The following is a 24,629-nucleotide window of genomic DNA, read 5'->3' as shown; positions in this document are numbered from 1 at the left end:
GAATGGCAGAACGACAGTTTACCGGAAAGCACGCGCTGGCCGTGTTTGTCGCCGCCTTCGGCGTGATCATCGGTGTCAATCTTGTACTGGCCTACAGTGCGGTCAAAACCTTTCCCGGGCTCGAGGTCAAAAACTCGTATGTCGCCAGCCAGGAGTTCAACGAGCGTCTGCAGGAACAGCAGGCGCTGGGTTGGGACGTGCGGGCCGAGACCAAGGGCGGCTTGCTGATCCTGCACATCAACGACGCGCAGGGCGCGCCGGTCAGGGTCGATCAATTGCAGGCCGTTGTGGGGCGGGCGACCCATGTGCGCGAGGATTTCACCCCCGACTTTGTGTTTGACGGAACCGCATATTCCACCCCGGCGACCCTTGGCGAGGGCAACTGGAACATCCGGCTTGTCGCCAAGGATGGCGAAGGGGCCACTTTCTCGCAGCGTATTCCGCTTTACGTCAAAGGCTAGGCTGATGACGGCGCAACCCTCACCCGGAACCATGGCCTGTCCCGGCTGCGTCGCGGCCCCGGCCGAGCTTGCCCGTCCGGTTCCCGAGGATATCCAGATCGCCCTGTCCTTGCCGGGCATTCACTGTTCGGCCTGCATCTCGACGGTCGAGCGGGAACTGAACGCGCATCCGGGCGTCGAGGATGCGCGGGTCAACCTGACCCTGAAACGGGCGATGATTAAGGCCGCGCCTGACATCCGCGCCGCCGATCTGATCCCGGTGCTGGAACAGGCAGGTTTTGAGGCGCATGAGCTGGACACTGGTGCGCTGTCGGCCACGCAGACGGACAAGGCGGGCCGGGATTTGCTGATGCGGCTGGCGGTGGCCGGGTTTGCGTCGATGAACGTGATGTTGCTGTCGGTGTCGGTCTGGTCCGGGGCCACGGACGCGACGCGCGACATGTTCCACTGGATTTCAGCGGCCATTGCGTTGCCTGCCATCGCCTTTTCGGCGCAGCCGTTCTTCTCCAATGCCTGGAGCGCCCTGCGCGTGCGCCGTCTGAACATGGATGTGCCGATCGTGCTGGCCATCCTGCTGGCGCTGATCACCTCGCTTTGGGAAACTGCGCTGAGCGGCAAACATGCCTATTTCGACGCTGCGCTGACGCTGACATTCTTCCTGCTGGCCGGACGGTATCTGGATTATCGCACGCGCGCCGCTGCCCGGTCCGCGGCCGAGGAACTGACGGCGCTTGAGGTGCCGCGCGCCATCCGGCTGGTCGACGGCACAGAAGAGGAAGTGGCCGTCGCGACGCTGACCGTCGGTGACCTGATCCTCGTTCGGCCCGGTGGCCGTATGCCCGTGGACGGAGAGATCATTTCGGGCCGGTCGGAACTTGACCGCTCGTTGCTGACCGGGGAAACCCTGCCGGTTTTTGCCGAAGCCGGGCTGACAGTCAGCGCGGGCGAGGTCAATCTGACCGGCCCCCTGACGATCCGGGCGACAGCGGTGGGCGAAGACACTTCGCTGCACCGGATGGCCGATCTGGTGGCCATCGCTGAATCGGGGCGCTCACGATACACGTCGCTGGCGGACAAGGCGGCCAAGCTTTATGCGCCGGGGGTTCACATCCTGTCGGCGCTCAGCTTTCTGGGCTGGTACATCTATTCCGGCGATATCCGCACCGCACTGAACATCGCGGCGGCGGTTCTGATCATCACCTGCCCCTGTGCGCTGGGGCTGGCGGTGCCTGCGGTGACGACGGCGGCATCGGGGCGGCTGTTCCGCAAGGGAATGCTGATCAAGCACGCCACAGCGCTGGAGCGTCTGGCCGAGGTGGACACTATTGTCTTCGACAAGACCGGCACGCTGACATCGGGTGCGCCTGAACTGACCAATCTGGCGGATCATACCCGTTCCGATCTGGAAGTTGCGCTGGCGCTGGCCGAGGCGTCGGCGCATCCGCTTTCCGTCGCGCTGGCCAAAGCGGCGCGTGACGCGGGTATCAGGCCGGCCTGCCTTGACGCTGTGGTCGAAGTGCCAGGTTTTGGCACCGAAGGCGAACATAAAGGACAGCGCGTTCGGCTGGGCCGGGCGAATTGGGTCGGAGCCGAACCCGGCACCCAGACGTCAGCATGGCTTGCGGTCGGGAACTGTAAACCCGTGCCGTTCGTGTTCGCGGACGCTCTGCGACCGGGCGCGGCCAGCGCGGTTGAGGCATTCCGGAAAGCGGGCAAGGATGTGATCCTGATTTCAGGCGATACACGGGCTGCAGTGGAAAAGCTGGCTGGCAATCTGGGTATCGAAAACTGGGTGGCCGAGGCGCTGCCGCAGGACAAGGCGCAACAGATTCAGAAACTGCGCGACAACGGGAAAAAGGTTCTGATGGTGGGGGATGGCCTGAACGATACCGCCGCCCTTGCGGCGGCGCATGTGTCGATCTCGCCCGCCTCGGCGCTGGATGCGGCGCGGGTTGCCTCGGATATCGTGCTGTTGGGCAACGACCTGTCGCCCATCGCCGATGCCTGCGACACGGCCACAAAAGCGACCAGACGGATTCGTGAAAACTTCCAGATCGCAACCGTGTATAATGTCATCGCGGTGCCCCTGGCGGTGGCCGGGCTGGCGACGCCGCTGATCGCGGCGCTGGCGATGTCGACCTCGTCCATCACCGTGTCCCTGAACGCTTTGCGGCTGAGGTGATCTGATGGAAGTTCTGGCCTATCTCATTCCGATTTCGCTGCTTTTGGGCGGTGTCGGTCTTGTAGCCTTTGTCTATACCGTGCGGTCGAACCAGTACGACGATCCCGAAGGCGATGCCCGGCGGATTCTGAGCGACGAATGGGACGACAAGCCCAAGCCCTAACCGCCCTTGAAATTGCCGCAATGCCCGGCTATGTCGGGCGCATCCGCTAGCAGAGAGACAAAGCCTCATGGCCACCACAAACCCGATCCAGTTCATCCAGCAGGTCCGTGCCGAAGTATCCAAGGTCGTCTGGCCGACCCGGCGCGAGGTGCTGTTGACCACGGTCATGGTGTTCATCATGGCGGCGCTGACGGCCGTGTTCTTTGCGCTGGTGGATCTGGGCATTCGCGGCGGGCTGCAGCTGATTCTGGGCGCGTTCAGCTAAGACGGGACGGGCAGTGCGGAAACGCGGCTGCCCCCTTGCGCCGCGCGCAATGTCAGAGTAGTTCACGCGGAACTATCCGGAATGGGCGTGCGGCGATTCGGGCTGCGCGCCGCTTTTTGTTCCGGGTCTCGTGACAGAATTTCAATGACGGTACATCCGGATGTGCGGATGCGACCTAAGGCAAACAAGGACGGCAGGTTCATGGCGAAACGGTGGTACTCGGTCAGCGTTCTTTCGAATTTCGAAAAGAAGATCGCAGAGCAGATCCGCACGTCGGTGGCCGAGCAGGGCCTTGAGGACGATATCGACGAAGTTCTGGTGCCCACCGAAGAGGTGATCGAAGTGCGCCGGGGCAAGAAGGTTACGACCGAGCGCCGCTTCATGCCCGGCTATGTGCTGGTGCATATGGAAATGTCCGATCAGGGCTACCACCTGGTCAACTCGATCAACCGCGTCACCGGTTTCCTGGGTCCGCAGGGGCGCCCGATGCCGATGCGCGACGCCGAGGTGAACCAGATTCTGAACCGTGTTCAGGAAGGTGAAGAAGCGCCCAAGCTGATGATCACTTTCGAGATCGGCGAAAAGGTTAAGGTCAACGATGGCCCGTTCGAGGATTTCGACGGCATGGTCGAAGGCGTGGACGACGAGAACCAGAAGCTGAAGGTCTCGGTCTCGATCTTTGGCCGGGAGACCCCGGTCGAGCTGGACTTCACGCAGGTGACCAAGCAGAGCTGACAAGCTCGCCATGCAATTAGAAGCGCCGCGATGCCTTGGGCAACGTGGCGCTTTTCTGTTGTGCCGGTCCAGTGAAACTGGCCCAGGCAAAAACTGCAGGTTACTTCCCCGGCAATGAAAGCGCTTTTCGGTTATGGTCGGCCGGGTATCAGTTGTTGTTCCTGAAGAACCGTCAGAATGTCGAGAATGGTCGAAGGGCTGACATCCACCGATCCTTCCAAAAAAACACCAAGCCCGCCCTCTCCGATCTCCTTTGGACCGCCATTGTCGTAAGTAGGGTCAAGGGACGCGAGTTCGGGGGGTAATTCCGGGCACAAGGGGGTTTCGTTCAATACAAGGTCAACAGCGGCCAGCATAAGTTCCTTTGCCGACTCGAGCGTGTCATCCTCCAGAAGCTGTTCGCGCTGTTCTTCCGGGGCCGCAAGCGTCAGGTCGATGAGTTTGAAGTAGGCACAATTGTCACGCAGTTCGACGGTCGCTTCGGTGGACATGTTCGCCAGGATTGCCCTTTTCTGTTCACCCCGCTGAAAGTCGCGTTCACTGGTCCGGCTGCATTCGAAAATCGTGATGGTCACGTCGCCATCCAGATCGATCGCATCGTCCAGAGCTTGCAGGCTCAAATCGTCCAGGCGCACTTGCAGGCCACAGTTGTCGATTATGGCATTGTCCGCCAATCGCTCGGGCACCGTTTTCTGGATTTCGCGCAGATCGAGAAGGGCGCCCACCCCGATCCGAGTGGGCGCAACTGCGGTCAGGCTCAGATCAAGCTTGTATGGCAGTTCCGTTTCCCGGACCTGCTGGGTTGCATCGATGACAAAAGTCACTTCTTGTGCGCCGGACGAATGGGCACCCAGCGCTGCGGCCATCAGGGCCGGGAAAACCAACCAACGTCTCATTTGGCAAACTCCAATACGCCGAGGTCCTGCAGCCCACCAAGGACTTTGACGATGGTCTCTGCGCTGACATCAGCCGATCCGGTGATGGCTGCGCCCAGCCCGCCGGGCGCAATCTCGCGCGTGCCTCCGGATTCATAATTCGGGTCGAGAACCGTGAATTCCTCGGGCAAGGGCGGACAGACCGGGTTGGCAGCCAAAAACTCGCCACCCTTTTCAAGGACGGCTTCATTAATGCGGCTGGTCAGGCCGAAGAGGTTGGAGACAGCGCCGATGAACCCGCGCGGGTTCAGATCAATGTCTTCGATACTGAATGTAAGGCACTGGCCTTTTACCTCTGCCTTGGCGACGGCAACCGCGTCCACGGTTCCCCCGAAATAACGAAAGCCCGGTTCCTGGCGCCGGTTGCAGGTTGTAAATCGTGCACGGGCCGAGCCTTCGACCCTGACGGTGTCATCCTTGGCAGTGACATCCCGGATCTCGAGGTAGATTTGGCGTTTGCAGCTTTCTTCAAGCGGACCCGTCAGTATCTGGGGGGCCTTTTCCTGCAAGCCGCGCAAGTCCATGAACGCCCTCAACCGCAAGCGGGTAGGGCTGGCTTCTTCCAGGCCGCTGTAGACCGTGAAAGGCACCGGAATGTCGCGAACGGGGACTTCCTTGGTGAACTTGATCTGAAACCGACCGGCGTAACTGGCGGGGTCGATCCCTGTTGCGCCGAAGGACGCTGTGCTGTTGATGTCGTCGGTTTGGGTTGCCGATCCAGACCCTTCGCCCTGATCCTGAGCCCTGCTGCCACAGCCCGGCAGCATGGCAAAAAGAACGCAGATCAGTAATCCCTTGTTCAGCCGAGATGATCCCATCCCTGACCACCTCTTTTGTGTCCAAGTTTCACCAAGATACCCACCTGCGTCTCCGACGCAACTTATGTATTCAACAAAATCATTTTGTTCCGTCAGTTCCCTGGCCTCACCGAAGCCCGACTGGTATACAAATGGGTCACTTGGGAATAGGGTGCCAGCCACTTGCCAACCCCTCCGTTCCGCTGTACATGCCGCCTCTATCGTCTTCGGGCGAGATTCTCTCGTGGGAGATTGCAGGGATCGCGATCCCGGATCGGACCACGCAACATAATCTGGGTGAGACGCGTTTCACCTAAGTTGAAAGGAAAACCAAATGGCCAAGAAGCTTGCTGGTACAATGAAGCTGCAGGTTCCTGCAGGTCAGGCGAACCCGTCGCCGCCAGTTGGTCCGGCGCTGGGTCAGCGCGGCATCAACATCATGGAATTCTGCAAGGCGTTCAACGCCAAGACCGCAGACATGGAGCCCGGCGCTCCGTGCCCGACCGTGATCACCTACTATCAGGACAAGTCCTTCACCATGGACATCAAGACGCCGCCCGCGTCTTACTACCTGAAAAAAGCGGCTGGCCTTAAGCCGGTTGGCAAGCGTAACCGTCCCCGCGGCGCGGAAAACCCAGGTCGTGAGACCGTGGCAACCGTGACCTCGAAGCAGGTTCGTGAAATCGCCGAAGCCAAAATGAAAGATCTGAACGCCAACGATGTCGAAGGCGCAATGCAGATTATCCTGGGCTCGGCCCGCTCCATGGGCATCGAGGTGAAATAAGATGGCAAAACTCGGTAAACGTACCCGCGCTGCGCGCGAAGCTGTCGCCGGCAAGGAAAACCTGTCGGTCGAAGAAGCCGTTGCCCTGGTCAAAGGCAATGCAACCTCGAAATTCGACGAGACCATCGAAATCGCTCTGAACCTGGGCGTTGACACCCGTCACGCAGACCAGATGGTGCGCGGCGTTGTCGGCCTGCCGAACGGCACCGGCAAAGACATGCGCGTTGCTGTTTTCGCTCGTGGCCCCAAGGCTGACGAAGCGAAAGAAGCAGGCGCAGATATCGTCGGTGCAGAAGACCTGATGGAAACCATTCAGGGCGGCACCATCGAATTCGACCGCTGCATCGCAACCCCGGACATGATGCCGATCGTTGGCCGTCTGGGTAAGGTTCTGGGTCCTCGCAACCTGATGCCGAACCCGAAGGTCGGCACCGTGACCATGGACGTGAAAGCGGCCGTGGAAGCAGCCAAGGGCGGTGAAGTTCAGTTCAAGGCGGAAAAAGGCGGCGTTGTGCACGCCGGTGTTGGCAAAGCTTCGTTCGACGAAGCCAAGCTGGTCGAAAACGTCCGCGCATTTGTCTCGGCTGTTGCCAAAGCCAAGCCGTCGGGCGCCAAAGGCACCTACATGAAGAAAATCGCGCTGAGTTCGACCATGGGCCCGGGCGTGACTGTTGATGTTGCGCAGGCTTCGGGCGAATAAGCCTCAGCCTCTGCAAAAACACGAAATAACCCGGGTGGTGCCAGCCATCCGGGTTCTTTCGTTTTTGGGTCGCTTGAATTCCAGTAGATGCCGGATCAACCTGAACTTCGGGGCAGGTTGAATGCCTGTTTCAGCCGTATCACCAGCCGGGTGCGCCGGTGGTCTTCGAATTCGCTGCAAACATGGCTTGGCTGGCTAAGAAACAGCCAGTCCTTGAGCAGGCGTCCGCGAATGCAGAAATCCAGAATGTCCATATTGATTGGATGGCGGTACTGGCGGAAGAACATGTCCTTGTTTCGTTTCAGTATGCCGCTGCGATCCACATCTGACGGCTGACTGTCGCGGAATATGTCGGCCTTCAGGAAGTCGACGATGTCGTATACGGCCAGCTTTTCGCGTGCCTCGGTGAAATCCAGCCCGATGGTTTTCCCTTGCCCCATGATCAGGTTGAGACCGTGAAAATCGCCATGCGCGAACACCTGAATATCCGGCGTCCCTTTCAGGCGCGCGGCCTCGGCCAGCATCGTGTTGATCATTCGCTGACTTGTGCCGGCAAGATTGGCGGGCAGGTTTTCCGACAGGTCCCGGATGCTGTCGGTCATCCATTTGGGCCGGAACCCATAGTCTTTTGGCGGGCGAAACCCGTGCAGATCGTTCAGCCATGCTCCGGCGCGGCGATAGACCTGGGCGACCTGATCGTTGTCGGGGCTGTTGTAGATCAGATCGACGGCGGTGGGGCGTTTGATGTATTCGGTGACCATGAAGTCACCTGCGGAGGAGAGGTAGATCGGACGCACAACCTGCGACGTCTTCTTGTCGTCGAAGTATTCGGCAAGCTGACAGAGCAAATTATACTCCTTGCGTAGCCGGTCGGTTATGGGGGCTTGGGTGTCGGCCTTCAGCGCGTACATCGCCCCTTGGGTTTCAAGCTTAAGAACAAGCCGTGTTTCGGGGAAATCGTGAGACCGGTAGATACAGGAATGTTCGCGGATGGGGTCGATCTTGCCACTTCGGGAAAGCTGATCCAGATATTGGGATGTCCGGTCGCGCTCTTGTTGAGAAAGGATCAGCATTTTAAGGACGCGCGCCAGTTCGGATCGGGATCGGGGTTATAGACTTTGACAGGACCGCAGTGCGTCCTTGGTGTCAATGTGCGGTTGGCGCGATTTATCCTTGTTAGAACCGGTGCAGACACGCCCGGGAAACCCGTTTTTCGTGCAATTTACCTCTTGGAAACCGAGCGTGTCTGCCCTAAGTAGGACTACGAAGTAAAGCGTGCGATTCGTCGTGCGCTTTATTTTGTTTCGTCCAAGACGGTGGGTGGGGCCATACGGTTCCTTAATTCCCTGCCTGAGACGGGTAAGACCAAAGAATTCTGAGGGTCCCACCCTCGGGCGAGTTTTGGCCAATCCCGTAACAACGGACCTGAACGCCGGGGCGCAAGCCGCGGCAAATATGAGCCGGGATGTCTGACATCCCTAACTTGGAGAGAACTGTGGATAGAGCCCAGAAAGAGAAAGTGGTCGAGGAACTCGGCCAAATCTTCGAAAGCTCTGGCGTCGTAGTGGTTTCGCACTACGCCGGTCTGACAGTTGCCGAGATGCAGGACCTTCGCGCACGTGCTCGTGACGCGGGTGGCTCCGTGCGTGTTGCCAAGAACAGGCTCGCCAAAATCGCCCTTGAGGGTAAGCCGTGTGCAAGCATGGCCGACCTGCTGACAGGGATGACCGTTCTGACCTATTCCGAGGACCCCGTGGCAGCAGCCAAGGTGGCCGAGGACTTCGCCAAGGATAACAAGAATTTTGAAATCCTCGGCGGTGCAATGGGCGAGAACGCTCTGGACCGCAAAGGCGTTGAAGCCGTTTCGAAAATGCCGTCGCGTGAGGAGCTTATTGCTTCGATCGTGGGCTGCATTGGCGCACCTGCTTCGAACATCGCCGGCGCGATTGGCGCACCTGCAAGCAACATCGCAAGCATCCTTTCCACCATCGAAGAGAAGGCGGAAGCTGCGTAAGCGGTTGGCACTGAATGATCTGCGTGGGGCATTTGCCCTGACGTTGGAACACACACTGTAAAACGGAAAGAGCTAATACAATGGCTGATCTGAAAGCACTCGCAGAAAGCATCGTGGGTCTGACCCTGCTGGAAGCACAAGAACTGAAAACCATCCTCAAAGACGAGTACGGCATCGAGCCCGCAGCAGGCGGCGCAGTTGTCATGGCAGCTGGTGGCGACGCCGCCGGTGGCGCAGCTGAGGAAGAAAAAACCGAATTCGACGTCGTTCTGAAGAACGCCGGCGCTTCGAAAATCAACGTGATCAAAGAAGTTCGCGGCATCACCGGTCTGGGCCTGAAAGAAGCCAAGGAACTGGTCGAAGCCGGCGGCAAGATCAAAGAAGGCGTGTCGAAAGACGAAGCCGAAGAAGTCAAAGGCAAGCTGGAAGCAGCTGGCGCAGAGGTCGAACTGGCCTAAGCCCTTTGTCTGGTGCGTCGCTGATGCGCCTGAAAATTTGGCTGGGTCCGGAGAAATCCGGGTCCAGCCGAACCTGTCTTAGAAAGGGCCTCATGGGTTGGGGCGTTTTCTAAGACACGGTTGTCGGATCGGGAGGCCGCCTTCGGGACGGTGGCCATGAATTGATCCGGACGTGTCGTCTCGAATGTGCAAGATGCCGGGGCCCGACGGTGTCTTTGCCCGCTGAGAACATCGAAAGGTGACATCTGACATGGCTCAAACGTTCCTTGGCCAGAAACGTCTTCGTAAATATTACGGCAAAATCCGCGAAGTGCTGGAGATGCCGAACCTCATTGAGGTCCAGAAATCTTCTTATGATCTTTTCCTGCGCTCCGGCGATGCAGAACAGCCCACAGACGGCGAAGGCATCAAAGGTGTGTTCCAGTCGGTTTTCCCGATCAAGGATTTCAACGAAACCTCCGTTCTGGAGTTCGTGAAATACGATTTGGAAAAACCCAAATACGACGTCGAAGAGTGCATGCAGCGCGACATGACCTACAGCGCTCCGCTGAAGGTAACCCTGCGCCTGATCGTGTTTGATGTCGACGAGGACACTGGCGCCAAGTCGGTCAAGGACATCAAGGAACAGGACGTGTTCATGGGCGACATGCCCCTGATGACGCCGAACGGAACGTTCATCGTGAACGGTACCGAGCGTGTGATCGTGTCCCAGATGCACCGTTCGCCCGGTGTTTTCTTTGACCACGACAAGGGCAAGACCCATTCCTCGGGCAAGCTGCTGTTTGCCTGCCGCATCATCCCGTATCGCGGCAGCTGGCTGGACTTCGAGTTCGACGCCAAGGACATCGTGTTCGCCCGTATCGACCGTCGCCGCAAACTGCCTGTGACAACCCTGCTGTATGCGCTGGGTCTGGATCAGGAAGCGATCATGGACGCGTATTACAACACCGTGTCCTATAAGCTGGACAAGAAAAAGGGCTGGATCGCGCCGTTCTTTCCCGAGCGTGTACGCGGTACCCGTCCGACCTATGACCTGATCGACGCGAAATCCGGTGAAGTGATTGCCGAAGCGGGCAAGAAAGTCACGCCGCGCGCGGTCAAGAAACTGATTGACGAGGGCGCCGTCACCGACCTGCTCGTTCCGTTCGATCATATCGTTGGCAAGTTCGTCGCCAAGGACATCATCAACGAAGAAACCGGTGCGATCTATGTCGAAGCCGGTGATGAACTGACCCTGGAATATGACAAGGACGGCGACCTGATCGGCGGTACCGTCAAGGAACTGCTGGATGCGGGCTTCAAAGACATCCCGGTTCTGGACATCGACAACGTCAACGTCGGCCCCTACATGCGCAACACCATGGCGCAGGACAAGAACATGGGCCGCGAAAGCGCGCTGATGGACATCTACCGCGTCATGCGTCCGGGCGAGCCGCCCACCGTCGAGGCTGCGTCGGCCCTGTTCGACACCCTTTTCTTCGACAGCGAGCGTTATGACCTGTCCGCCGTCGGCCGTGTGAAGATGAACATGCGTCTGGCACTGGACGCGCCGGACACCCTGCGCACCCTGCGCCGCGAAGACATCGTGGCCTGCATCAAGGCGCTGGTTGAACTGCGTGACGGCAAGGGCGACGTGGACGATATCGACCACCTCGGCAACCGTCGTGTGCGTTCGGTCGGCGAACTGATGGAAAACCAGTACCGCGTCGGTCTGCTGCGTATGGAGCGCGCGATCAAAGAGCGTATGTCGTCGGTCGAGATTGACACCGTCATGCCGCAAGACCTGATCAACGCGAAACCGGCTGCGGCTGCTGTTCGTGAATTCTTCGGCTCGTCGCAGCTGTCGCAGTTCATGGACCAGACCAACCCGCTGTCGGAAGTCACCCACAAACGCCGTCTCTCGGCGCTTGGCCCCGGTGGTCTGACGCGTGAGCGTGCAGGCTTTGAGGTTCGTGACGTACACCCGACCCACTATGGCCGGATGTGCCCGATTGAAACGCCGGAAGGTCCGAACATCGGTCTGATCAACTCGTTGGCTACCTTTGCCCGCGTGAACAAGTATGGCTTCATCGAAACACCGTACCGCGTCGTCAAAGACGCCGAAGTGACCGATGAGGTTCACTACATGTCCGCGACCGAGGAAATGCGCCACACCGTGGCGCAGGCGAACGCGACGCTGGATGAGAACGGCAAGTTCATCAACGATCTGGTTTCGACCCGTCAGGCCGGTGACTACACCCTCGCCCCGCGCGAGAATGTGGACCTGATCGACGTGTCGCCGAAGCAGCTGGTCTCGGTCGCTGCATCGCTGATCCCGTTCCTTGAAAATGACGACGCCAACCGCGCTCTGATGGGCTCGAACATGCAACGTCAGGCGGTTCCGCTGCTGCGCGCTGAGGCGCCGCTGGTCGGTACCGGTATCGAGGAAAAGGTTGCGATTGACTCGGGTGCTGCGATCCAGGCGAAGCGCGCCGGTATCATCGACCAGGTCGATGCCCAGCGTATCGTTATCCGTGCCACCGAGGATCTGGAACTGGGCGACGCTGGCGTTGACATCTATCGTCTGCGCAAATTCCAGCGTTCGAACCAGAACACCTGCATCAACCAGCGTCCGCTGATCAAGGTGGGTGACACCGTCCAGAAGGGCGAGGTCATTGCCGATGGTCCGTCGACCGATATGGGTGAACTGGCCCTTGGTAAAAACGTGGTCGTCGCGTTCATGCCGTGGAACGGTTACAACTACGAAGACTCGATCCTGATCTCGGAACGTATCGCGCGTGATGACGTCTTTACCTCGGTCCATATCGAGGAGTTTGAAGTCGCTGCCCGTGACACGAAGCTGGGCCCGGAAGAGATCACCCGCGACATCCCGAACGTCGGTGAAGAAGCGCTGCGCAACCTCGACGAGGCGGGCATCGTTTACATCGGTGCGGATGTTGAGCCGGGCGATATTCTGGTCGGCAAGATCACTCCGAAGGGCGAAAGCCCGATGACCCCGGAAGAAAAGCTGCTGCGCGCCATCTTTGGTGAAAAAGCATCTGACGTGCGCGACACCTCGCTGCGCGTGAAGCCGGGCGATTACGGTACGGTCGTTGAGGTTCGCGTCTTCAACCGTCACGGCGTCGAGAAAGACGAGCGTGCGCTGCAGATCGAGCGTGAGGAAGTCGAACGTCTGGCCCGCGACCGGGACGACGAGTTGGCGATCCTTGACCGCAACATCTATGCGCGTCTGCAGGGTCTGATCCTGGGTAAAACCGCTGTCAAAGGCCCGAAAGGCGTCAAGGCAGGGTCGGTGATCACCGAGGACCTGCTGGAAACCCTGACCCGTGGTCAGTGGTGGCAGCTGGCACTGGAAGGTGAGCAGGACGCACAGATCGTTGAAGCTCTGAACGAGCAGTACGAAGTGCAAAAGCGTGCTCTGGACGCCCGTTTCGAGGACAAGGTCGAGAAAGTCCGTCGTGGCGACGACCTGCCGCCGGGTGTGATGAAGATGGTCAAGGTCTTCATCGCCGTGAAGCGTAAGCTGCAGCCGGGCGACAAGATGGCCGGTCGTCACGGGAACAAAGGTGTGATTTCCAAGGTTGTACCGATGGAAGACATGCCGTTCCTGGCCGATGGTACGCCGGTTGACTTCTGTCTGAACCCGCTGGGCGTGCCTTCGCGTATGAACGTTGGTCAGATCCTTGAAACCCACATGGGTTGGGCCGCGCGCGGTCTGGGTCTGAACATCGATGATGCTCTGGGTGAATACCGTCGGTCCGGCGATCTGACCCCGGTTCGCGAAGCGATGAAGCTGGCCTATGGCGAAGATGTCTACGAAGAAGGCATCACCGGTCTGGACGAGGATGGCCTGATTGAGGCTGCGGGCAACGTGACCCGCGGTGTTCCGATCGCAACCCCGGTCTTCGACGGTGCCAAAGAGGCTGACGTCAACGACGCGCTGGTGCGTGCGGGCTTCTCGGAAAGCGGTCAGTCGGTTCTGTTCGACGGTCGCACCGGTGAGCAATTTGCACGTCCGGTGACCGTGGGCATCAAGTACCTGCTGAAACTGCACCACCTGGTGGATGACAAGATCCACGCGCGTTCAACCGGGCCGTACAGCCTGGTTACCCAGCAGCCGCTGGGTGGTAAGGCGCAGTTCGGTGGTCAGCGCTTTGGTGAGATGGAGGTTTGGGCTCTGGAAGCTTACGGCGCCGCCTACACCCTGCAGGAGATGCTCACCGTGAAATCGGATGACGTCGCCGGCCGGACCAAGGTCTATGAGTCGATCGTCAAGGGCGAGGATAACTTTGAAGCGGGCGTACCGGAATCGTTCAACGTTCTGGTTAAAGAAGTCCGTGGCCTCGGCCTGAATATGGAACTCCTGGATGCGGAGGTTGAGGAGTAAGGGCGCTGCCCTTTCTCCCGTCCCCCCTTCCGCAAGATTTGAGGTAACAAATGAACCAGGAAATCACCAACAACCCGTTCAACCCGCTGACGCCCCCGAAAGTCTTCGACGAGATCAAGGTCTCGTTGGCGTCGCCCGAGCGGATCCTGTCTTGGTCCTATGGCGAGATCAAGAAACCCGAAACCATCAACTACCGGACGTTCAAGCCCGAGCGTGACGGCCTGTTCTGTGCGCGTATCTTTGGCCCGATCAAAGATTACGAATGTCTTTGCGGCAAATATAAGCGGATGAAGTATCGCGGCGTTGTCTGCGAGAAATGCGGTGTGGAAGTCACCCTGCAGAAAGTCCGCCGTGAGCGTATGGGCCACATCGAACTGGCCGCGCCTGTTGCACACATCTGGTTCCTGAAGTCGCTGCCGTCCCGCATCGGTCTGATGCTGGACATGACTCTGCGCGATCTGGAACGCGTTCTGTACTTTGAAAACTATGTCGTCATCGAGCCCGGTCTGACCGACCTGACCTACGGCCAGATGCTGACCGAAGAAGAGTACATGGATGCGCAGGATGCTTATGGCATGGATGCGTTCACCGCGAATATCGGTGCTGAAGCCATCCGCGAGATGCTGGCCCAGATCGATCTGGAAGCCGAAGCCGAGCAGCTGCGTGCTGATCTGGCCGAAGCAACCGGCGAGCTGAAGCCCAAGAAAATCATCAAGCGTCTGAAGGTTGTTGAATCCTTCCTCGAGTCGGGCAACCGTCCCGAGTGGATGGTGATGACCGTGATCCCGGTTATCCCGCCGGAACTGCGTCCGCTGGTTCCGCTGGATGGTGGCCGTTTCGCGACCTCGGATCTGAACGATCTGTATCGCCGCGTCATCAACCGGAACAACCGTCTGAAGCGTCTGATCGAACTGCGTGCACCTGACATCATCGTCCGCAACGAAAAGCGGATGCTGCAGGAATCCGTGGATGCTCTGTTCGACAACGGCCGTCGTGGCCGCGTGATCACCGGCGCCAACAAGCGCCCGCTGAAATCGCTGTCGGACATGCTGAAAGGGAAACAGGGCCGCTTCCGTCAGAACCTTCTGGGTAAACGCGTCGACTTCTCGGGCCGTTCGGTCATCGTGACCGGTCCGGAACTCAAGCTGCACCAGTGTGGTCTGCCCAAGAAGATGGCGCTGGAACTGTTCAAGCCGTTCATCTACTCGCGCCTTGAAGCCAAGGGTCTGTCTTCGACCGTGAAACAGGCGAAGAAACTGGTCGAGAAAGAGCGTCCCGAAGTGTGGGATATCCTCGACGAGGTGATCCGCGAACACCCTGTCATGCTGAACCGTGCGCCGACGCTGCACCGTCTTGGCATTCAGGCGTTCGAGCCGGTCCTGATCGAAGGTAAAGCCATCCAGCTTCACCCGCTGGTCTGTTCGGCCTTTAACGCCGACTTTGACGGGGACCAGATGGCCGTTCACGTCCCGCTTAGCCTTGAGGCCCAGCTGGAAGCCCGTGTTTTGATGATGTCGACGAACAACGTTCTGTCGCCTGCAAACGGCGCACCGATCATCGTTCCGTCGCAGGACATGATCTTGGGTCTGTACTATGTGACCCTGGAACGCGAAGGCATGCCGGGCGAAGGCAAGGTCTTTGGTTCGATCGACGAGGTTCAGCATGCGCTGGACGCGGGTGAAGTGCACCTGCACTCGAAAATCACCGCGCGGATCACGCAGATCGACGACGAAGGCAACGAAGTTCAGAAGCGCTATGAAACCACTCCGGGCCGTCTGCGTCTGGGTGCGTTGCTGCCGATGAACAACAAGGCGCCGTTCGAGCTGGTCAACCGCCTGCTGCGGAAGAAAGAAGTGCAGCAGGTGATCGACACCGTCTACCGTTACTGCGGTCAGAAAGAGTCGGTCATTTTTTGTGACCAGATCATGTCGATGGGCTTCAAGGAAGCGTTCAAGGCGGGCATCTCGTTCGGTAAGGACGACATGGTCATCCCGAACGACAAGTGGGGCATCGTTGATGACACCCGCAACCAGGTGAAAGACTTTGAACAGCAGTACATGGACGGCCTGATCACTCAGGGCGAAAAGTACAACAAGGTTGTCGATGCCTGGTCGAAGTGTAACGACCGCGTGACTGAGGCAATGATGAGCACCATCTCGGACGTCGCCAAGGCCGAAGACGGGTCGGACATGGAGCCGAACTCGGTCTACATGATGGCCCACTCGGGCGCGCGTGGCTCGGTCACTCAGATGAAACAGCTGGGCGGTATGCGCGGCCTGATGGCCAAGCCGAACGGTGACATCATCGAGACGCCTATCATCTCGAACTTCAAGGAAGGTCTGACCGTTCTTGAATACTTCAACTCGACCCATGGTGCCCGTAAGGGTCTGTCGGATACCGCTCTGAAGACGGCGAACTCGGGTTACCTGACCCGTCGTCTGGTGGACGTGGCGCAGGACTGCATCGTGCGCGAGATCGATTGCGGCACCGACCGTGCGATCACTGCCGAAGCGGCCGTCAACGATGGTGAGGTCGTCGCCTCGCTGGCCGAGCGTATTCTGGGCCGTGTGGCCGCTGACGATATCCTGCGTCCGGGTACGGAAGAGGTGATCGTGGCTGCTGGTCAGCTGATCGACGAGCGTATGGCCGACACCATTGATGAGGCCGGTGTTCAGTCGACCCGCATCCGCTCGCCTCTGACCTGTGAGTCCGAGGAAGGCGTTTGTGCCACCTGCTATGGTCGTGACCTGGCGCGCGGTACGATGGTGAACACTGGCGAAGCTGTCGGCATCATCGCAGCCCAGTCCATCGGTGAACCCGGTACGCAGCTGACGATGCGGACCTTCCACATCGGTGGTGTTGCGCAAGGTGGCCAGCAGTCGTTCCAGGAAGCCAACCAGGAAGGTGTTGTCACATTTGAGAACCCGCAGATTCTGATCAATGCCGCAGGTGAAAGCCTGGTCATGGGCCGGAACATGAAGCTGGTGATCAACGACGAACATGGCGAAGAGCGTGCCAGCTTCAAACTGGGCTACGGCTCGAAGCTGTTCGTCAAGGACGGCACCAAGGTGGCTCGTGGCGACAAGCTGTTCGAGTGGGATCCGTACACCCTGCCGATCATCGCCGAGAAAGCCGGTACTGCAAAATACGTCGATCTGGTTTCGGGCCTTGCCGTCCGCGACGAGACCGACGAAGCAACCGGCATGACCCAGAAGATCGTGATCGACTGGCGCGCGGCCCCCAAAGGCAGCGACCTCAAGCCCGAGATCATTCTGGTCGGTGAAGATGGCGAGCCGGTCCGCAACGATGCGGGCAACCCGGTTCACTATCCGATGTCGGTGGATGCGATCCTGTCGGTCGAAGATGGTCAGAAGATCGAAGCCGGTGACGTCGTTGCGCGTATCCCGCGTGAAGGCGCCAAGACCAAGGACATCACCGGTGGTCTGCCGCGTGTGGCCGAACTGTTCGAAGCCCGTCGTCCGAAAGATCACGCGATCATCGCAGAAGCCGATGGTTACGTGCGCTTTGGACGCGACTACAAGAACAAGCGCCGCATCAGCATCGAACCGGCTGATGAGTCACTGGAGCCGATCGAGTACATGGTGCCCAAGGGCAAGCACATCCCGGTTGTGGAAGGTGACTTCGTCCAGAAGGGTGACTACATCATGGACGGCAACCCGGCACCTCATGACATCCTGTCCATTATGGGTGTCGAGGCTCTGGCGAACTACATGATCGACGAAGTGCAGGACGTTTATCGTCTGCAGGGCGTGAAGATCAACGACAAGCACATCGAGGTTATCGTGCGCCAGATGCTGCAGAAGTGGGAGATTCTGGATTCAGGCGACACCACCCTGCTGAAGGGCGAGCATGTCGACAAGCAGGAGTTCGACGCGGCGAACGAGAAGACCATCGCCCGCGGTGGTCGTCCGGCACAGGGCGAGCCGATCCTCTTGGGGATCACCAAGGCCTCGCTGCAGACGCGTTCGTTCATCTCGGCGGCGTCGTTCCAGGAAACCACCCGCGTGCTGACCGAAGCCTCGGTTCAGGGCAAGAAGGACAAGCTGGTTGGCCTGAAAGAGAACGTCATCGTCGGCCGCCTGATCCCGGCCGGTACCGGTGGTGCCACCCAGGCAGTGCGTCAGGTTGCCCAGTCGCGCGACAATGTCGTGATCGAAGCCCGCCGGGAAGAGGCCGAAGCGGCCGCTGCCCTGGCAGCGCCGATGATCGACGACGACATGGTTGGCGACGAGCTGGACGTGCTGGTGGAAACACCGGAAAGCCGCGAGTGAGCGCCATAAAATGCTGAAGATCAGGCCCCGCGAAATCGCGGGGCCTTTTTCTTTGTGAGGCCACCACCGCCATTTTTCTTAAGTCTCAAGAACGCGTCGGGCTTTGGCGCTGGCAAAATTTTCCTAAGTTTTGGGTGGTCTTGCAGATATTCAATAAGGCCGCGCTGCAATGTGGTAAGCTTAAGACTTGATGCTGGGGGCGAAAATGCTCAAGTTTGACCGGGAAACCGCCAAGATATTGGACGTTGCCTATCAGGGTGCCGACATTATTCGAAGAAGACGCGCTTCTTTTGATGCTCTCAATCCAAGTCCGGGCGAGACCATCTTGGATATTGGTTGCGGAAATGGTCTGCTGACCGCAGAGCTCGCGCGCGCAGTTGGCCCGTCGGGTCGGATCGTGGGCGTGGATCCAAGTAAAGATATGCTGGCGGTCGGAAAGAACAGATGCCTGGATTACTCCTGCGTTGAGTTTCTTGAAGGTGTTGCCGGTAATCTGCCACTAGCGGATGAAATCGCTGATAAAGCTGTTTCTGTTCAAGTATTTGAGTATGTTGAAGATATAGGGGCGGCCTTCGGCGAGGCGATGCGTTGCCTCAAACCTGCAGGGCGGTTTGTGATCAGCGATCTTCATTTCGGCAGTCTCATTTGGTTCAGCGATGAACCGGAAAGAATGCAGCTTGTGCTTTCCATCTGGAACGAACACTTCGCCAGTGGAACAGTTCCGGAACGACTGCCAGCCCTAATCAGGGAAAGCGGGCATAGTGTGGAGGATGTCGTATCGATCACGATGACGGATCATCAGTTAAAGCCGGATGGGATTGCTATCATGATGATGCATCTCATGAAGCAATTTGTAGTGAACAGTGCAAAAATTGAGTCAGCTGTCGCACAAGCTTGGTTCGACGAACAAGTCAGACTTGCGGAGCAGGGTCGCTTTTTCTTTTCGGTTACGCAGTTTGTTGTCGTGGCGCGGAAATCAAGCTGAACCGTGAAATTGAGTGCGAGCGCGCGCGGTCGTCGCATGAACATGAACTTCGATAAGCGGCCGCCAACTTTGGGCTGCAATCAATTGGTGTGTTTTTCAAGCCTCCGCAGGGGAATGCTGAACCCTGGTTGCCAACGCAGCCCGATGACCTTTCGGCGTCACTGGTATGAGTTGACAAAACTGGTCCCAAAAGCGCCAATGCCTCGATTGATTTGAGACCGGGCCTGATTGAAATGACCCCAAACCTAAAAGGCGCCTTGCTGATGATGGGCAGCATGGCCGCGTTTACCGTGAATGACACGCTGGTGAAGGTGGCGCTTGATGATTTGCCGCTGTTTCAACTGGTTGCGTTGCGCGGGTTGCTGGCCTCGTGTCTGGTGTTCATTCTCGCCCGGCATCTTGGGGCGTTGCACCTGAATTTCTCGCACCATGACAAGTGGCTGGTCGCGCTGCGCTGTCTCAGCGAATTGTCGGCAACGTTCTTTTTCCTGACCGCGCTGAAGCATATGCCGCTGGCGAATGTCACTGCCGTGCTGCAGGCGCTTCCGCTGACGGTCACCCTGGGTGCCGCGCTTTTCTTTTCCGAACATATCGGTTGGCGGCGTATTACCGCGATTGCCATGGGCTTTGCCGGAATGTTGCTGATCGTCCGTCCCGGCCCGGACGGGTTCAGTATCTATGCGCTTTATGCGCTGATCGCTGTTGCTTCGGTCACGGCGCGCGATCTGATCACGCGGCGTATGTCGGCGGATGTGCCATCGATGGTTGTGACATTGGCGACATCGTTTTCGATCACGACCGCGGCCGCGGTTGCTTCGGTCGTTGAAGGATGGGTGCCAGTCACGGCCGGCTCTGGCCTGCTGGTTGCATCGGCCGCGGTGTTTGTTCTGATGGGGTATTTGTTGAGCGTCATGGTGATGCGGGTTGGTGAGGTCGGATTTGTTGCGCCCTTCCGGTATTCCAGCCTGATCTGGGCGCTGGGGTTAGGCTGGACCGTTTTCGGCGACTGGCCGGATGCCGTGACAATGCTTGGCGCGGCTTTGGTCGTGGGCGCGGGCCTGTTTACACTGTTCCGCGAGCGGTCGCATCAACCGGCGGAATGAACCCTCCGAACGACGTTTTGGTCAATGGCAAAGCGCGCAATGAACTCGCCTTCCTGTTCGGGGCTGAGGTCTGACAGACCGGCCTTGCTGTTGCGGGTCTGGGGCGAGTCGTTGAACTGATTCAGTGAACGCACCCACATGGGCGCGTCCGGATAGCTGACAACGGGCATGCGCCGAGCGATCTTGTTGTGGGCGAAATTCATGATCGTCAGCGGGCAACCGCCCTGAACGTGCATTCCCAATCCGGCGGTGACGAGATCGCTGTATACATTCAACGCCCGAATACCTATCGCGTCCATGCGGGCCAGAAATCCGTTGTTGAAATCAATGCCGACCGCAGGGTTGTTTTCAAAAAGTACCCGGCAATCCTGCGCCGCAAGACGAAGCCGTTCGACGAAGTCGACGGAAACGGCGTCATCGTCATCATGGCGAAACTGCAGGCAGGGTTGGTCCGGGTCCTGACGTGCAGCGTTCAGGATATCCTGCATGACCCTGCGATGTCGGGCAGGCTTTCTTTCGATGATCCGGACCTGACGAATGTTGGCCGTCAGGTCTTGCAGCCGGTCACGGTCCTGTGTGGGCATGCAGTCCCCGATCACGATCAGAAGCTGGAAATCTTCATCGGTCTGTTCCCGAAAACAGGGCAGGGTGCTGGATTCGAACAGCCTGAACCGTTCTTCCAGCCGCCTGGGACTGTAAAGATAACGCCGCCTGTCCTCCGGGGTCTTGTGTTCGATCTGAAAACCGCCGAGGGCAGGATAGGAAAAGCGGCACAGGCCGATGACTTGCATTGGATGTCCGGAAGCTAGGGTCTTGCCGGGACTATGCCCCTGCATTAGGTGCATCGCAAGCGGCAGACCGCTCCTTTGTCGCGGCCGCGAAAGCCGGTTTGACAGGGCACTGTTGACACTTGGGCCGACTCCCCCTATTACGCGCGTCATCTCGGTACCGGGGGCCGCCCCATAACCGATTTCAGTAATGAACTGGTCAAGGCCCGGACAATTTTGCAGTTCGCGCCCTCTGATAACAAACCGCGACGTTCACCTCGGAATGGGAACGCTCGCGGGTTTTGCGCTTGTGGACGCATGAGTGCAGCAAGTTTAACCGCACGCAACGCGCGTGCATGTCATGTGTGTTGCAAAACGGGGAAGAAACCGGAATGCCAACTATTCAACAGCTGATCCGCAAGCCGCGGCAGCCGAAAGTAAAACGCTCGAAGTCCATGCACCTGGAGCAGTGCCCGCAGAAACGCGGTGTCTGCACACGTGTTTACACCACCACACCGAAGAAGCCGAACTCGGCTATGCGTAAGGTTGCCAAGGTGCGCCTGACCAACGGGTTCGAGGTCATCTCGTACATCCCGGGTGAAAGCCACAACCTGCAGGAGCACTCGGTTGTTCTGATCCGTGGCGGCCGTGTGAAAGACCTTCCCGGTGTGCGTTACCACATCCTGCGCGGTGTTCTGGATACTCAGGGCGTCAAAGATCGTAAGCAACGCCGTTCGAAATACGGCGCGAAGCGTCCCAAGTAAGAAGGAGAGGCTGATATGTCACGTCGACACGCCGCCGAAAAACGCGAAGTCCTGCCTGACGCCAAATTTGGCGACAAGGTGCTGACCAAATTCATGAACAACCTGATGATCGACGGCAAGAAGTCGGTCGCAGAGCGCATCGTCTACAACGCGTTTGACCGCGTTGAGAACAAGATCAAGCGCGCCCCGGTCGAAGTGTTTCACGAAGCGCTCGACAACATCAAACCGTCGGTCGAGGTTCGCTCGCGCCGGGTTGGTGGTGCAACCTATCAGGTTCCGGTCGAAGTGCGCCCCGAGCGCCGCGAAGCTCTGGCCATCCGCTGGCTGATCACCGCCGCCCGTGGCCGCAATGAAAACACCATGGAAGAGCGCCTTGCAGGCGAACTGTTGGACGCCGTTCAGTCCCGCGGTACCGCCGTCAAGAAACGCGAAGACACCCACAAGATGGCCGAGGCGAACAAAGCCTTCAGCCATTACCGTTGGTAATCCCAGAGGCTTATCCAAATGGCACGCGAATATCCGCTCGAACTATACCGCAACTTCGGTATCATGGCGCACATCGACGCAGGTAAGACCACCTGCTCGGAGCGTATCCTGTATTACACTGGTAAATCCCACAACATCGGTGAGGTGCACGATGGTGCAGCCACCATGGACTGGATGGAGCAGGAGCAGGAACGCGGCATCACCATCACTTCGGCTGCGACCACCACCTTCTGGGAGCGCACCGAGGACGGTCAGACCGCCGATACCCCAAAGCACCGCCTGAACATCATCGACACCCCCGGCCACGTTGACTTCACCATTGAAGTTGAGCGTTCGCTGGCGGTTCTCGACGGTGCCGTCTGCGTTCTGGACGCAAACGCCGGTGTTGAGCCCCAGACCGAAACCGTGTGGCGTCAGGCTGACCGCTACAAGGTTCCGCGTATGGTTTTCGTCAACAAGATGGACAAGATCGGCGCAGACTTCTTCAACTGCGTTCGCATGATCGAAGACCGCACCGGCGCACGCGCTGTTCCGGTTGGTATTCCGATCGGCGCCGAGTCCGAACTGGAAGGCCTGATCGACCTGGTCACCATGGAAGAGTGGCTGTGGCAGGGTGAAGACCTTGGCGCAAGCTGGCTCAAGGCCCCGATCCGTGACAGCCTGAAAGACATGGCCGATGAATGGCGCGGCAAGATGATCGAGGCGGCCGTCGAAGAAGACGACGACGCGATGATGGCCTACCTGGAAGGCGAAGAGCCCGATGTTCCGACCCTGCGCAAACTGCTGCGCAAGGGCACGCTGGCGCTGCACTTCGTTCCGGTTCTGGGTGGTTCGGCGTTCAAGAACAAAGGCGTTCAGCCGCTGCTCAACGCTGTGATCGATTATCTGCCCAGCCCGCTGGACGTTGTCGACTACATGGGCTTCAAACCCGGCGACGAGGAAGAAGTTCGTAACATCGCACGTCGTGCCGACGACAACATGGCCTTCTCGGGCCTGGCGTTCAAAATCATGAACGACCCCTTCGTCGGTTCGCTGACTTTCACCCGGGTCTATTCGGGTGTCATGAACAAGGGCGATTCGATCCTGAACTCGACCAAAGGCAAAAAAGAGCGCATCGGTCGTATGATGATGATGCACTCGAACAACCGGGAAGAGATCGAAGAAGCGTTTGCAGGCGACATCATCGCGCTGGCGGGTCTGAAAGACACCACCACCGGTGACACCCTGTGTGACGCGAAGGATCCGGTGGTTCTGGAAACCATGACCTTCCCCGATCCGGTGATCGAGATCGCGGTCGAGCCCAAAACCAAGGGCGACCAAGAGAAGATGTCCCAGGGTCTGGCCCGTCTGGCCGCCGAAGACCCGTCCTTCCGCGTGGAAACCGACCTGGAATCGGGTCAGACCATTATGAAGGGCATGGGCGAACTTCACCTGGACATCCTGGTGGACCGTCTGAAGCGCGAGTTCAAGGTCGAGGCGAACATCGGTGCGCCGCAGGTGGCCTACCGTGAAACCATCTCGATGCCTGTCGAGCACACCTACACCCACAAGAAACAGTCGGGTGGTTCGGGTCAGTTCGCGGAAGTCAAGCTGGAAATCCAGCCGACCGAGGCGGGCGAAGGCTATTCGTTCGAAAGCCGCATCGTTGGTGGTGCCGTTCCGAAGGAATACATCCCCGGCGTTGAAAAAGGCATCAACTCGGTCATGGACAGCGGCCCGCTGGCTGGCTTCCCCGTGATCGACTTCAAGGTTGCCCTGCTGGACGGTAAGTTCCACGACGTTGACTCGAGCGTTCTGGCGTTCGAAATCGCATCGCGGATGTGTATGCGTGAAGGCATGCGCAAAGCCGGCGCGAAACTGCTGGAACCGATCATGAAGGTCGAAGTGATCACTCCGGAAGAATACACCGGCGGTATCATCGGCGACCTGACCTCGCGTCGTGGCCAGGTGTCTGGACAAGAGCCGCGCGGCAACGCAATCGCGATCGACGCGTTTGTTCCGCTGGCGAACATGTTCGGCTACATCAACACCCTGCGTTCGATGTCGTCGGGCCGTGCCCAGTTCACCATGCAGTTCGACCACTACGATCCGGTTCCGCAAAACATCTCGGACGAGATCCAGGCGAAATACGCATAAGCGAAGATTTGAGGGAGCTCGGGTAACGGGCTCCCTTCATTACCGAAAAAGGAGGCCATCATGGCAAAGGAAAAATTTGAGCGTACAAAACCGCACGTCAACATCGGCACGATTGGCCACGTTGACCATGGTAAGACCACGCTGACGGCGGCAATCACCAAGTATTTCGGTGACTTCAAAGCGTATGACCAGATTGACGGTGCGCCGGAAGAGAA

General features: G+C 58.7%; 21 protein-coding genes. 17 read left to right on the top strand and 4 right to left on the bottom strand.

The genetic code is table 11. The features are described 5' to 3' along the window. Nucleotides 1-2 precede the first annotated feature (2 nt). From AC2FIR_RS16865 to nusG, 5 genes are all read left to right on the top strand, one after another. Nucleotides 3-461, top strand: coding sequence for a FixH family protein (locus AC2FIR_RS16865; protein WP_480526870.1), 459 nt, complete (start codon nucleotides 3-5; stop codon nucleotides 459-461). 4 nt (nucleotides 462-465) lie between these two features. After that, a complete protein-coding gene (locus AC2FIR_RS16860; protein WP_496744826.1) occupies nucleotides 466-2,643 on the top strand; it encodes a heavy metal translocating P-type ATPase in 2,178 nt (725 codons plus the stop codon). Between the two features lie 4 nt (nucleotides 2,644-2,647). Then, nucleotides 2,648-2,806, top strand: a complete 159-nt coding sequence (ccoS, locus tag AC2FIR_RS16855) for a cbb3-type cytochrome oxidase assembly protein CcoS (RefSeq protein ID WP_170613579.1) — start codon at nucleotides 2,648-2,650, stop codon at nucleotides 2,804-2,806. A gap of 67 nt (nucleotides 2,807-2,873) precedes the next feature. Next, the gene (secE, locus tag AC2FIR_RS16850; RefSeq protein ID WP_050605011.1) at nucleotides 2,874-3,071 is read left to right on the top strand and encodes a preprotein translocase subunit SecE; all 198 of its coding nucleotides are present in this window, start codon (nucleotides 2,874-2,876) and stop codon (nucleotides 3,069-3,071) included. A gap of 201 nt (nucleotides 3,072-3,272) precedes the next feature. Further along, the gene (nusG, locus tag AC2FIR_RS16845) at nucleotides 3,273-3,806 is read left to right on the top strand and encodes a transcription termination/antitermination protein NusG (protein ID WP_170407498.1); all 534 of its coding nucleotides are present in this window, start codon (nucleotides 3,273-3,275) and stop codon (nucleotides 3,804-3,806) included. Between the two features lie 131 nt (nucleotides 3,807-3,937). Here the strand turns inward: nusG and AC2FIR_RS16840 are convergent, their stop codons facing one another. Together AC2FIR_RS16840 and AC2FIR_RS16835 are read right to left on the bottom strand one after the other, a co-directional pair. Beyond that, nucleotides 3,938-4,702 carry a hypothetical protein gene (locus tag AC2FIR_RS16840; protein ID WP_496744824.1) on the bottom strand — a complete coding sequence of 255 codons (765 nt, stop codon included), beginning with the start codon at nucleotides 4,700-4,702 and terminating at the stop codon, nucleotides 3,938-3,940. Next, nucleotides 4,699-5,559: a hypothetical protein gene (locus AC2FIR_RS16835; RefSeq protein ID WP_496744822.1), complete on the bottom strand. Its 861-nt coding sequence runs from the start codon at nucleotides 5,557-5,559 to the stop codon at nucleotides 4,699-4,701. The genes AC2FIR_RS16840 and AC2FIR_RS16835 overlap by 4 nt, the downstream gene beginning before the upstream one ends. Before the next feature lie 313 nt (nucleotides 5,560-5,872). On the opposite strand from AC2FIR_RS16835, the gene rplK reads away from it, so the two are divergent. Together rplK and rplA are read left to right on the top strand one after the other, a co-directional pair. Beyond that, entirely contained in the window at nucleotides 5,873-6,322 is a 450-nt protein-coding gene (gene rplK / locus AC2FIR_RS16830; RefSeq protein WP_010440985.1) for a 50S ribosomal protein L11, read from the top strand. A 1-nt stretch (nucleotide 6,323) separates the two neighbouring features. Next, nucleotides 6,324-7,022 carry a 50S ribosomal protein L1 gene (gene rplA, locus AC2FIR_RS16825; protein ID WP_170613573.1) on the top strand — a complete coding sequence of 233 codons (699 nt, stop codon included), beginning with the start codon at nucleotides 6,324-6,326 and terminating at the stop codon, nucleotides 7,020-7,022. A 95-nt stretch (nucleotides 7,023-7,117) separates the two neighbouring features. Here the strand turns inward: rplA and AC2FIR_RS16820 are convergent, their stop codons facing one another. Beyond that, a complete protein-coding gene (locus AC2FIR_RS16820; RefSeq protein ID WP_170613571.1) occupies nucleotides 7,118-8,095 on the bottom strand; it encodes a phosphotransferase family protein in 978 nt (325 codons plus the stop codon). A 422-nt stretch (nucleotides 8,096-8,517) separates the two neighbouring features. Between AC2FIR_RS16820 and rplJ the strand changes: the two genes are divergently transcribed. The 6 genes from rplJ to AC2FIR_RS16790 all read left to right on the top strand — a co-directional run bounded on the left by rplJ (nucleotide 8,518) and on the right by AC2FIR_RS16790 (nucleotide 20,261). After that, nucleotides 8,518-9,036: a 50S ribosomal protein L10 gene (gene rplJ, locus AC2FIR_RS16815; protein WP_170613569.1), complete on the top strand. Its 519-nt coding sequence runs from the start codon at nucleotides 8,518-8,520 to the stop codon at nucleotides 9,034-9,036. Nucleotides 9,037-9,116: 80 nt separating this feature from the next. Continuing rightward, complete coding sequence (gene rplL / locus AC2FIR_RS16810) at nucleotides 9,117-9,494, top strand: 50S ribosomal protein L7/L12 (protein ID WP_170613567.1); 378 nt, start codon at nucleotides 9,117-9,119, stop codon at nucleotides 9,492-9,494. A 250-nt stretch (nucleotides 9,495-9,744) separates the two neighbouring features. Beyond that, on the top strand, nucleotides 9,745-13,881 hold the full coding sequence (rpoB, locus tag AC2FIR_RS16805) for a DNA-directed RNA polymerase subunit beta (protein WP_480490563.1): 4,137 nt from the start codon (nucleotides 9,745-9,747) through the stop codon (nucleotides 13,879-13,881). Nucleotides 13,882-13,931: 50 nt separating this feature from the next. Next, a complete protein-coding gene (rpoC, locus tag AC2FIR_RS16800; protein WP_170613563.1) occupies nucleotides 13,932-18,173 on the top strand; it encodes a DNA-directed RNA polymerase subunit beta' in 4,242 nt (1,413 codons plus the stop codon). 205 nt (nucleotides 18,174-18,378) lie between these two features. Beyond that, on the top strand, nucleotides 18,379-19,158 hold the full coding sequence (locus AC2FIR_RS16795; RefSeq protein WP_170678405.1) for a methyltransferase domain-containing protein: 780 nt from the start codon (nucleotides 18,379-18,381) through the stop codon (nucleotides 19,156-19,158). A gap of 233 nt (nucleotides 19,159-19,391) precedes the next feature. Continuing rightward, entirely contained in the window at nucleotides 19,392-20,261 is an 870-nt protein-coding gene (locus AC2FIR_RS16790; RefSeq protein ID WP_170613559.1) for a DMT family transporter, read from the top strand. On the opposite strand, the gene AC2FIR_RS16785 is transcribed toward AC2FIR_RS16790, so the two are convergent. Then, the gene (locus tag AC2FIR_RS16785) at nucleotides 20,246-21,052 is read right to left on the bottom strand and encodes a putative rhamnosyl transferase (RefSeq protein ID WP_170613557.1); all 807 of its coding nucleotides are present in this window, start codon (nucleotides 21,050-21,052) and stop codon (nucleotides 20,246-20,248) included. The genes AC2FIR_RS16790 and AC2FIR_RS16785 overlap by 16 nt on opposite strands. A gap of 368 nt (nucleotides 21,053-21,420) precedes the next feature. Between AC2FIR_RS16785 and rpsL the strand changes: the two genes are divergently transcribed. The 4 genes from rpsL to AC2FIR_RS16765 all read left to right on the top strand — a co-directional run. Beyond that, nucleotides 21,421-21,792 carry a 30S ribosomal protein S12 gene (gene rpsL, locus AC2FIR_RS16780; protein ID WP_005621086.1) on the top strand — a complete coding sequence of 124 codons (372 nt, stop codon included), beginning with the start codon at nucleotides 21,421-21,423 and terminating at the stop codon, nucleotides 21,790-21,792. Between the two features lie 15 nt (nucleotides 21,793-21,807). After that, entirely contained in the window at nucleotides 21,808-22,278 is a 471-nt protein-coding gene (gene rpsG / locus AC2FIR_RS16775; protein WP_039529242.1) for a 30S ribosomal protein S7, read from the top strand. A gap of 18 nt (nucleotides 22,279-22,296) precedes the next feature. Continuing rightward, nucleotides 22,297-24,414 (top strand): elongation factor G, encoded by a 2,118-nt coding sequence (gene fusA / locus AC2FIR_RS16770; protein WP_496715500.1) that lies wholly within the window; start codon nucleotides 22,297-22,299, stop codon nucleotides 24,412-24,414. Between the two features lie 60 nt (nucleotides 24,415-24,474). Beyond that, nucleotides 24,475-24,629, top strand: a 155-nt coding sequence (locus AC2FIR_RS16765; RefSeq protein WP_496747254.1) for a GTP-binding protein, incomplete at its 3' end; no start/stop codon positions are given.

The sequence above is a fragment of the Ruegeria sp. CDSB136 genome (assembly GCF_059610965.1).
This window is presented reverse-complemented; position numbering and strand designations above follow the sequence as displayed.

Bases quoted from the DNA above. Each gene is read 5' to 3' on its own strand.
- ccoS (WP_170613579.1), top strand. From the start codon at position 2,648: ATGGAAGTTCTGGCCTATCTCATTCCGATTTCGCTGCTTTTGGGCGGT.
- rpsG (WP_039529242.1), top strand. From the start codon at position 21,808: ATGTCACGTCGACACGCCGCCGAAAAACGCGAAGTCCTGCCTGACGCC.
- AC2FIR_RS16820 (WP_170613571.1), bottom strand. From the start codon at position 8,095: ATGCTGATCCTTTCTCAACAAGAGCGCGACCGGACATCCCAATATCTG.
- rpsL (WP_005621086.1), top strand. From the start codon at position 21,421: ATGCCAACTATTCAACAGCTGATCCGCAAGCCGCGGCAGCCGAAAGTA.
- secE (WP_050605011.1), top strand. From the start codon at position 2,874: ATGGCCACCACAAACCCGATCCAGTTCATCCAGCAGGTCCGTGCCGAA.
- AC2FIR_RS16785 (WP_170613557.1), bottom strand. From the start codon at position 21,052: ATGCAAGTCATCGGCCTGTGCCGCTTTTCCTATCCTGCCCTCGGCGGT.
- rpoC (WP_170613563.1), top strand. From the start codon at position 13,932: ATGAACCAGGAAATCACCAACAACCCGTTCAACCCGCTGACGCCCCCG.
- rpoB (WP_480490563.1), top strand. From the start codon at position 9,745: ATGGCTCAAACGTTCCTTGGCCAGAAACGTCTTCGTAAATATTACGGC.
- AC2FIR_RS16860 (WP_496744826.1), top strand. From the start codon at position 466: ATGACGGCGCAACCCTCACCCGGAACCATGGCCTGTCCCGGCTGCGTC.
- rplK (WP_010440985.1), top strand. From the start codon at position 5,873: ATGGCCAAGAAGCTTGCTGGTACAATGAAGCTGCAGGTTCCTGCAGGT.
- rplL (WP_170613567.1), top strand. From the start codon at position 9,117: ATGGCTGATCTGAAAGCACTCGCAGAAAGCATCGTGGGTCTGACCCTG.
- rplA (WP_170613573.1), top strand. From the start codon at position 6,324: ATGGCAAAACTCGGTAAACGTACCCGCGCTGCGCGCGAAGCTGTCGCC.
- nusG (WP_170407498.1), top strand. From the start codon at position 3,273: ATGGCGAAACGGTGGTACTCGGTCAGCGTTCTTTCGAATTTCGAAAAG.
- AC2FIR_RS16840 (WP_496744824.1), bottom strand. From the start codon at position 4,702: ATGAGACGTTGGTTGGTTTTCCCGGCCCTGATGGCCGCAGCGCTGGGT.
- AC2FIR_RS16790 (WP_170613559.1), top strand. From the start codon at position 19,392: ATGACCCCAAACCTAAAAGGCGCCTTGCTGATGATGGGCAGCATGGCC.
- AC2FIR_RS16795 (WP_170678405.1), top strand. From the start codon at position 18,379: ATGCTCAAGTTTGACCGGGAAACCGCCAAGATATTGGACGTTGCCTAT.
- fusA (WP_496715500.1), top strand. From the start codon at position 22,297: ATGGCACGCGAATATCCGCTCGAACTATACCGCAACTTCGGTATCATG.
- AC2FIR_RS16835 (WP_496744822.1), bottom strand. From the start codon at position 5,559: ATGGGATCATCTCGGCTGAACAAGGGATTACTGATCTGCGTTCTTTTT.
- AC2FIR_RS16865 (WP_480526870.1), top strand. From the start codon at position 3: ATGGCAGAACGACAGTTTACCGGAAAGCACGCGCTGGCCGTGTTTGTC.